At 73.8% G+C, this 8,473-nt stretch carries 6 protein-coding genes and 1 pseudogene; 2 read left to right on the top strand and 5 right to left on the bottom strand.

From position 1 onward, the window contains the following. A pseudogene (locus tag CCN35_RS25840) lies at positions 1–330 on the bottom strand (hypothetical protein); the annotation flags it as partial. A gap of 20 nt (positions 331–350) precedes the next feature. Continuing rightward, positions 351–920 carry an RNA polymerase sigma factor gene (locus tag CCN35_RS25845; protein ID WP_067397172.1) on the bottom strand — a complete coding sequence of 190 codons (570 nt, stop codon included), beginning with the start codon at positions 918–920 and terminating at the stop codon, positions 351–353. A 273-nt stretch (positions 921–1,193) separates the two neighbouring features. On the opposite strand from CCN35_RS25845, the gene CCN35_RS25850 reads away from it, so the two are divergent. After that, a complete protein-coding gene (locus CCN35_RS25850; protein WP_067397173.1) occupies positions 1,194–3,107 on the top strand; it encodes an NAD(P)-binding protein in 1,914 nt (637 codons plus the stop codon). A 112-nt stretch (positions 3,108–3,219) separates the two neighbouring features. Here CCN35_RS25850 and CCN35_RS25855 read toward each other — a convergent pair whose 3' ends face one another. After that, positions 3,220–5,055, bottom strand: coding sequence for a S9 family peptidase (locus CCN35_RS25855; protein WP_086794522.1), 1,836 nt, complete (start codon positions 5,053–5,055; stop codon positions 3,220–3,222). A 156-nt stretch (positions 5,056–5,211) separates the two neighbouring features. On the opposite strand from CCN35_RS25855, the gene CCN35_RS25860 reads away from it, so the two are divergent. Next, a complete protein-coding gene (locus tag CCN35_RS25860) occupies positions 5,212–6,003 on the top strand; it encodes an SURF1 family protein (RefSeq protein WP_211285580.1) in 792 nt (263 codons plus the stop codon). 99 nt (positions 6,004–6,102) lie between these two features. On the opposite strand, the gene CCN35_RS25865 is transcribed toward CCN35_RS25860, so the two are convergent. Both CCN35_RS25865 and CCN35_RS25875 read right to left on the bottom strand, forming a co-directional pair. Then, the gene (locus CCN35_RS25865) at positions 6,103–7,569 is read right to left on the bottom strand and encodes a hypothetical protein (RefSeq protein WP_245863481.1); all 1,467 of its coding nucleotides are present in this window, start codon (positions 7,567–7,569) and stop codon (positions 6,103–6,105) included. After that, positions 7,566–8,261, bottom strand: coding sequence for a SigE family RNA polymerase sigma factor (locus tag CCN35_RS25875; protein WP_201450885.1), 696 nt, complete (start codon positions 8,259–8,261; stop codon positions 7,566–7,568). The genes CCN35_RS25865 and CCN35_RS25875 overlap by 4 nt, the downstream gene beginning before the upstream one ends. Between the last annotated feature and the right edge of the window lie 212 nt (positions 8,262–8,473).

Below are 8,473 nucleotides of genomic sequence, written 5' to 3' on the forward strand. Positions count from 1 at the left end.
CGCGGCGGCGGCCAGCTGCGGGCGTGTCCGGCGAAGCCCCCTTCGGCGCGGAGGGCCGGGCTCATGGGAGTGCGGACATCCCTCGTGTCCCGCCGCGCCCCGCGTCAGTGCCTGCGCGACCCGGCTCTCGAACCCGATCGGCGGTTCGCTGCCGGGTAGCAGCCCGATCAGCCGGTCGCCCACGAGGGTCAGCTGGCGGACGTACTCCCGGCAGTCCGCGCACCGCTCCAGGTGCGCCACGGCGCCCGCCCGTTCCCGGCCCGGCAGCACGCCGAGAGCGAGCTCGGGGCCGATCTCGCGCAGCCTCTCGCAGGCGGGCTCACTGGACATGGTTCCCTCACCGGAGGGGATCACTGGAAGGGAGCGAGCGTGGTGCGCAGCTTTCCCATTCCTGTTCTGATCCGCGTCTTGGCGGTGCCCAGCGGGATGTGTTCCCAGTCGGCGATCTGCTGGGCGGTCATGCCGTAGATACCGGCCATCACCAGGGCGCGGCCCTGTTCACGTGGCAGTTCGGCCACGGCGGCACGCAGCCGGGAGGAGGCCTCGTCGGCCAGGGCGTGCTGCTCGGGGGTCTCGCTGACGACGCCCAGGATCGCGTCGAGGTCCTCGGGCGCGACCGGCTCCGTGCGCCGTGAACGGACGGCGTCGATGGCGAGATTGTGGGCGATCGTGGTCAGCCAGGTGGTGACCGACCCGCGCCGTGAGTCGTAGATCTGCGCATGACGCCACGCCCTCTCGAACGTCTGCTGGGCGATGTCCTCGGCGAGCTGTGGATCTCCTGTGACCGCGACGGCCACCCCGAAGACCCGGTGCTGGAATCTGCGGACGAAGCTGACGGCGAGCTCCGGGTCGCCGGTGGCCAGTCCGGACAGCAGTGCCTCGTCCGGAAGGCGGCCCACGGGAAAGCGGAGCCTTGACACATCTGTATATACGGCCCACTCCCGCCCGGGGATTGCCCGACCGAAACGGAACTTCATATTCCGATTCTCTCGCGGGGCCGCCCTTCCCGCCCACTGTCCGCCGTCCGGGTGACCCCGGCCCCGGGACCGGGGCCGGAGCCGGTCCCCCGCGGGCCGTCCCGCGCGGCCCGGCCCGGCACACCCTGCGGAACCATCGCTCCTGATGAGGCAGTCTTTTCCTTCGTGGGGAGCATTCCGTATCAGGGCGGCGCGCGGGGAATCACCGGCGCGCACATGGTGGTGTGCGGGGACGACGAACTCGCGCACCAGCTGGCCGTGGAACTGCGCACCGTGTACCGCGAGCAGGTGACCCTGGTCGTGCCGCCGTCCGAGCGCACGGTACGGCCGCCGGTGGTGGGCCGGGCCCGCACGGCTTCCGCGCTGCTGGACCGCGTGATGAGCGTGACGGTGAACCGGGCGGGCGGCGGCGGGCCGGGGCAGCCACGGGGCGACGACCGGCAGGTGGAGGCCGCCGAGCCGACCGAGTCCGTCCTCGAGGACGCCGGTGTGGAGCGGGCGGCGGCACTGGCCCTGGTCTACGAGGACGACGAGACCAACATCCGCGCCGCCCTCATCGCCCGCCGTCTCAATCCTCGGCTGCGGCTCGTCCTGCGCCTCTACAACCGGCGGCTGGGCCAGCACATCGAGGAACTCCTCGACCAGGCCTCGGCACTGGCCACCGGACAGGGCGAGGGGGCGCCGGTCGTGGACGCCTCCACGACCGTGCTGTCCGACGCGGACACCGCCGCACCCGCCCTGGTCGCCAGCGCCGTCGCCGGCACCAGCAAGGTCGTCCAGACCGACCGGCTGCTGCTGCGCGCGGTGGAACGGCAGCCGCCCGCGCCGGGCCAGGTCGCCGACCCCGGGCTGTGCACCCTGGCGCTGCTGTCCGCGACGAGCAGTGACCCGGCCGGGACGGACGGCTCCGAGGACAGCGGGGCGCAGGGGCCGCAGCTGCTGCCGGACGAGGAGGCGGTGCGGGCGGCCACGGGCCGCGGGACCGTGGTGCTGGAGCAGGTGTCGTACACCGCCGGCCAGCCGCTGTCCGGCGCCCGCGCGGTCGCGGCCGCCGTACCGCCGCTGGCCTCGCTGTTCTCCCGGCGGCTGCGGTGGGCGGCGGCGGGCGTGGGGGCCTGTGTGCTCGCGCTCGCGGCGGCCTTATGGGCGGTGACCGACATCCACCCCCTCGGTGCCCTGTATCTGACGCTGCTCGACCTGTTCGCCATCGACGAGCCCGCGCTGGGCGAGCCGGTCGGACGGCAGGTGCTGCAACTGCTGTCCGGGCTGATGGGACTGCTGCTGCTCCCGGTGCTGCTGGCGGCGGCGCTGGAGGCGCTGGGCACGTTCCGTTCGGCGGCCTCGCTGCGCAAGCCGCCGCGCGGGATGGAGGGGCATGTCGTCCTGCTGGGCCTGGGGAAGATCGGCACCCGGGTGCTGACACGGCTGCGGGAGCTGCGGATCCCGGTGGTGTGCGTGGAGGCCGACCCGGAGGCGCGCGGCCTTGCCACGGCGCGGCGGCTGCGGGTGCCGGTGGTGCTGGGGGACGTCACCCAGGAGGGTGTGCTGGAGGCCGCGAGGATCCATCGCGCCCATGTGCTGCTCGCGGTGACCAGCGAGGACACCACGAACCTGGAGGCCGTGCTGTACGCGCGGTCGGTGCGGCCCGATCTGCGGGTGATGCTGCGGCTGTACGACGACGACTTCGCGACGGCGGTGTACCGCACGCTGAAGGCGGCGCACCCGAACGCCCTGACCCGCAGCCGGAGCGTGTCGCACCTGGCGGCGCCCTCGTTCGCGGGAGCGATGTTCGGGCGGCAGATCCTGGGGGCGATCCCCGTGGAGCGGCGGGTGCTGCTGTTCGCGTCCGTGGAGGTGGGCGGGCTTCCGCAGCTGGAGGGCAAGACCGTGGCGGAGGCCTTCCGGCCGGGGTCCTGGCGGGTGCTGGCGCTGGAGGTGGGGGTGATCGGCTGGGGCCGCCGTGACCCGGCCGGGCCCGCGCAGCCGGCCGAGGCGTCCGGCCAGGCGTCGGAGCTGATCTGGGACCTGCCTCCCACCTATGTCCTGCAGTCCGAGGACCGCGTGGTCCTCGCGGCGACCCGGCGGGGGCTGGCGGAGCTGCTGGGCCGCCGGTCCCGGACGGAGTCGTGAGCGACGGGGAGGGACCGCGGGAAGGGAGCGGGCACGGGCCGGTCCGTCCCCCGGTCCGCACCCGCGCCCCGCGGAGCCCGCGCCGGCCGGCGCGGACTCCTTGGCGCGTCCCTCACTTCGGCAGATGGCGCTGCGCGAAGTCGAGCTCCAGACGGAACTGCTTGATGCGCTCGTCCACCACCAGGGAGCCGTGGCCGGCGTCGTAGCGGTAGACCTCGTGGACGGCGCCCCGGGCCTCGAGGCGCTTGACGTAGTTCTCGATCTGGCGGATGGGGCAGCGGGGATCGTTGACCCCGGCGGAGATGTAGACCGGGGCCTTGACCTGGTCGACGTAGGTGAGGGGCGAGGAGGCCTCGAAGCGCTCCGGGACCTCCTCGGGGGTGCCGCCGAAGAGCGTGCGGTCCAGGGCCTTCAGCGCTTCCATCTCGTCGTGGTACGCCGTGACGTAGTCGGCGACCGGGACCGCCGCGATGCCCAGCGTCCAGGAGTCCGGCTGGGTGCCCAGGCCGAGCAGGGTGAGGTAGCCGCCCCAGGAGCCGCCGGTGAGGATCAGGCGCTCGGGGTCGGCGAGGCCCGAGGCGACCGCCCACTCGCGGACCGCCGCGATGTCCTCCAGCTCGATCAGGCCCACCCGGTGCTTGAGGGCGTCGGTCCAGGCACGGCCGTAGCCCGTGGAGCCCCGGTAGTTGACGCGGACCACCGCGTAGCCGTGGTCGACCCAGGCGGCCGGGCCCGCGGCGAAGGAGTCGCTGTCGTGCCAGGTGGGGCCGCCGTGGATGTCGAAGACCGTGGGGAGGGGGCCGGTGGCGCCCTCCGGCTTCTGGATCAGGGCGTGGATGCGGCCGCCGGGGCCCTCCACCCAGGCGTCCTCCACCGGGACCGAGCCCGGCGACTTCATGCCGGGCGGCTCCAGGACCACCCCGCCCCTCGTCGAGCGCACCGCCGACGGCTCGGCCGCCGAGGACCACAGGTACTCCACACTGCCGTCCGGGCGGGCGGTCGCCCCGGAGACCGTGCCGCGCGGGGTGGGGATCCTCGTCAGCCCATAGGTGGCCAGGTCGTAGCGGAACAGCTCGCTGCGGGCCTCGTAACTGTGCCCGATGAGCAGGCCGCTGCCGTCCGGGAACCACTCCGCGCTCACATCGCCGGGCAGGTCCAGGGACAGGTCCGTCTCCTCGCCCGTCGCCACGTCCCAGACCATGGGCTCCCAGCGGCCCCGCCTCTGGTGGCCGACGAGCAGCCGGGTGTCCCCCTCGACCGGGGCGAAGCCCAGCACCTCCAGGCCCAGCTCGACCGTGCCGCCCTTGGTGTCGTCCAGCTCGGCGACCGTCGTCCCGTCCGGGCGCAGCACGCGCAGCGCCGGGTGCATGGCGTCGCCGTGCTCCGTGTGCTCGATGGCGATCAGCGTGCCGTCGTGCGAGAGGTCGCCGACGCCCGCCGACTCGCGGTGCCGGTAGATCTCCACCGGCTCCTCGCCCTCGCGGGCCAGGTGGATGGTCGTGCCCTCCTCGTCCGTCGACCGGCCCACGACCGCCGTCCGCCCGTCCCGCCCGAGCGCCAGCCCCGCCGAGTACGACGCCTCCAGGCCGGGCACGGCCACCTCGTCGGGGCCGCCCTCGAAGGGCTGCCGCCGCCAGATGCCGAACTCGTCGCCGTCCTTGTCGTCGAACCACCAGATCCAACGCCCGTCCGGCGAGAGCACCCCGTCCGTCGTGCCGTTCGGCCGGTCGGTCACCTGCCGCTGCTCACCCGTCGTCCGGTCCCAGGCGTACAGCTCGTACGTCCCCGTCGCGTTGGACACGAACAGGGAACGCTCCGGTGCGTCCTCCGCCCAGTCCGGCAGCGACACCCGGGGCGCACGGAAACGCTTCTCCCAGTCCGGCATCTCCTCGTCGAGCGCCCGCCGGCCGGGCTGCCGCGGCGAGTCGGACCCGTTGCTCTCAGTCATGACCCCATACTGCCCGGTTTCCCGGACAACGTGCCGACCGCCCTCCCCAGCCTGTGGAAAAAGAGCCCGCGACCGGAAGAAGAGCCTGTGGACACGGGGCCCGTCCGGGCCACCCCGCGGCCCGGACGGGTCGTCCGGCACCGTACCGTGGGAGGCGTGTACCGGTTTCTGCTGACGCCCCGCTGGTGGGGCATCAACCTCTTCGTGCTGCTCGCCATCCCCTTCTGCGTCCTCATGGGCTCGTGGCAGCTGGGCCGGTTCGAGGACCGGGTGCAGGACCACCGGACCGCGGACGAGAAGATCGCCGCCCAGCGCAAGGAGGCGCCGCGTCCGCTGGAGGAGCTGCTGCCGGTGGACAAGCGGACCTTCGGCAGGCAGACCACCGCGACCGGCCGGTACGGCGAACAGCTGCTGGTCCCGGACCGCGAACTGAACGGCAGGCGCGGGTACTACGTGCTGACGCTGCTGCGCACCGACTCCGGCAAGGCGCTGCCGGTCGTGCGCGGCTGGCTGCCGGGCGAGCCGGACCCGGAGAAGGCCCCGGCACCGCCCGCGGGCGAGGTCACGGTCACCGGTGCGCTCCAGGCCTCCGAGGTGCCGGGGGACAACGGGGTCAGCGCCCGCGGCGGACTGCCGGCCGGGCAGACCGCCGCGATCAGCGCGGCCTCGCTGGTGAACCTCGTGCCCTATGACGTCTACGACGCCTGGGTGACGCTCAACGAGGGCGACTCCGGGATGGCGGCGGTGCCGGTGAAGAAGGCGCCGAACAACAGCGGACTGGACCTGAAGGCGTTCCAGAACCTCGGCTACACCGGCGAGTGGTTCGTCTTCGCCGGGTTCGTGGTCTTCATGTGGTTCCGGCTGTTCCGGCGCGAGGTGGAGGCGGTCCGGGACGCGCAGCTGGGCCTGGGCGAGGACGAGGAGCAGAAGCAGACCGCCGCGGTGTGAGCCGCGGCCGGCCCGCTCCCCGGCACCGGTGCACCGCCCGCACGGCACGCCTGCGACCAGCCCGTACGGCACGCCTGCGACCAGCCCGCACGGCACGTCCTACGACGCGCTCAGCACCCCGGTCCGGTAGATCGTGCCCACGCACGCGTTCGTCAGCGTCGTCGACACCGTCGGAGAGCCCGTCTCCGGGATGTAGGAGACCACCACGCTGCCGTCGGCCGGGCCGTCCGCCCTGAACATCTGGGTCGTGGGGCCGAAGTCGCCGCCGTCGGTCGCCGGCTCCTGGTCGCCCGCACCCGGCGTCGGGGACTCGTCGGGCACGACGGGATCGCCGGTCTCGCCGTCGCCGGGGGTGCCGCCCCCGGTGGTGGGACACGTCTGGGAGGGCACCCAGGCGAACTTCACCTCGTACGCCGCACCGGGCTGCAGCAGCAGTCCGGGAGTCTCCGCGGAGGGGGCGGGCAGCCTGGCCGCCGGGCCGCCGTAGGTGTGCTGGACCACACCGATCCGGGTGCCGTCGGCCGCGCCCTGCGCGAGGGAGGTCACCGTGCCGGGGCCGGGAACCGTACAGCCCTCGGCGGAGACATTGGTGATGCGGAAGGTGCCGTAGACGACACCGGCCGGGTCGGGGGCCTCGACACCGGCGGTCGCGGAGCCGAGCTGGGAGGCCGTGCACACCGGGGTCCCGCTGCCGGCGGTCGCCGAGGGGCTGCCCGCGCCGGCACCGGGTCCGCCGCCGGCGTTCGTCTCCCCGCCGTCCTTGCGGCCGTCCTCGCTCCTGTCCGCGCCCTGGCCGGCGGTGGCCTCGCCCGAAGGGGTGCCGGCACTGCTTCCGCCCTGCTCCGGCCCCCTGCCCTGGCTCGTGCCGCCGTGCGCCTCGGAGGCCTGGCCGGCGATGGCCGGACGGGCGTCGGGACCGGTGGCCCGGGAGACGTGCACCAGGGCGGGGACGGCGGTGCCCACGAACAGGGCGGCGGCCGCCATGCCGACGGCGACCTGACGCCTGCGGGCGCGCCGGGCCGGAATGGCGCGCTGCAAGTGCTCCAGCGTGCCCTCGCGCGGCTCGATGTCCTGGACCGCCTGGTGCAGCAGTCTGCGCAGTTCCAGCTCGTCCGGATCGAGCCCGTCGAGACTCAGGTCGTCGGGGCTGTCGTTCACGGTTCCGTTCCCAGGGTGCGTCGGCGTGTGCTCGTGCTCGTGCGGCCGCGTCGGTTCCCGGTGGGCGCGGGGCTCGTGTGCGTCGCGCTCCTCGTCCCCCTGCCCCTCGCGGTTCTCCTTCTCGCGGTCCTCGCTCCGCCCCCCTGGCTCGCTCGGCTCGTCCGGCTCGCTCGGCTCGTCCGGCTCGCTCGGCTCCTCCGGCTCGCTCGGCTCCTCCGGCTCGCTCGGCTCGTCCGGCTCGCTCGGCTCGTCCGGTTCGTCCGGCCCGCTCTCCCCGAGCTCCTCGAGGTCCGCGCGCTCCGCGCGCTCCTCGCACTGCCCGGGTTCCCGGCGCTCCTCGCGCTCCCCACGCGCCTCACGCCGCTCGCGCGCCTCGAGTTCCTCGGGCTCCTGGCGCTTCTCGCTCACTTCCGCGCTCCCATCGCCGCCCGCAGCGCCGCGATGCCCCGCGAGCCGTACGCCTTGACCGAGCCGAGCGAGATCCCCAGGGTCTCGGCGACCTGCGCCTCGGTCATGTCCGCGAAGTACCGCAGCACCAGGACCTCGCGCTGGCGGCGCTGCAGGCCCTTCATCGCCTTGATCAGGGAGTCCCGCTCCAGCTGGTCGTAGGCGCCCTCCTCGGCGCTCGCCATGTCCGGCATCGGCTTGGACAGCAGCTTCAGGCCGAGGATGCGGCGGCGCAGGGTCGAGCGGGAGAGATTGACGACCGTCTGCCGCAGATAGGCGAGGGTCTTCTCCGGGTCCCGGACGCGCCTGCGGGCGGAGTGGACGCGGATGAACGCCTCCTGGACGACGTCCTCGCAGGAGGCGGTGTCGTCGAGGAGCAGGGCGGCCAGGCCCAGCAGGGAGCGGTAGTGCGCGCGATAGGTCTCGGTGAGATGGTCGACGGTGGTGCCGGCCGCCGCGGTCTCCTCGGCGCCGTCACGCTGACTCGGTATGCGGGCGGGCCGCGCGGCGGGCATGGGCGCGATCACCGGAAGGCCGCCGGGTACACGCGGGCGGAGAGCCGCGCGGGACGGCCGCAGGGCCGCGCCGCGGGGCGCCGCTGGAGATACCCCCCGTTCGAAGAGCCTGGGGGAGAAGTCGAGAACCTCTGCCACGCCAGTTGGACACGTCTGCCCCCACTGGGGTTGTACAGGGCGGGCATCATTTTCGCGCCGTGCTGTGCGGCGTACATGGCGTCGTGCGACGCGTCCGGCACCGTTCTCGCGGCAGGCGGCACAACAGAATGTGCCTCATATGCCCTCATGCGTCCCGCTCATCCCCTATGCCTGAATCAACTGGGGCGTCCCCACACCCCGCAGCGTCCCCA

The organism is Streptomyces thermovulgaris (assembly GCF_002155915.1).
Classification (GTDB): Bacteria; Actinomycetota; Actinomycetes; order Streptomycetales; family Streptomycetaceae; genus Streptomyces; species Streptomyces thermovulgaris.

Bases quoted from the DNA above. Each gene is read 5' to 3' on its own strand.
- CCN35_RS25855 (WP_086794522.1), bottom strand. From the start codon at position 5,055: ATGACTGAGAGCAACGGGTCCGACTCGCCGCGGCAGCCCGGCCGGCGG.
- CCN35_RS25850 (WP_067397173.1), top strand. From the start codon at position 1,194: ATGGTGGTGTGCGGGGACGACGAACTCGCGCACCAGCTGGCCGTGGAA.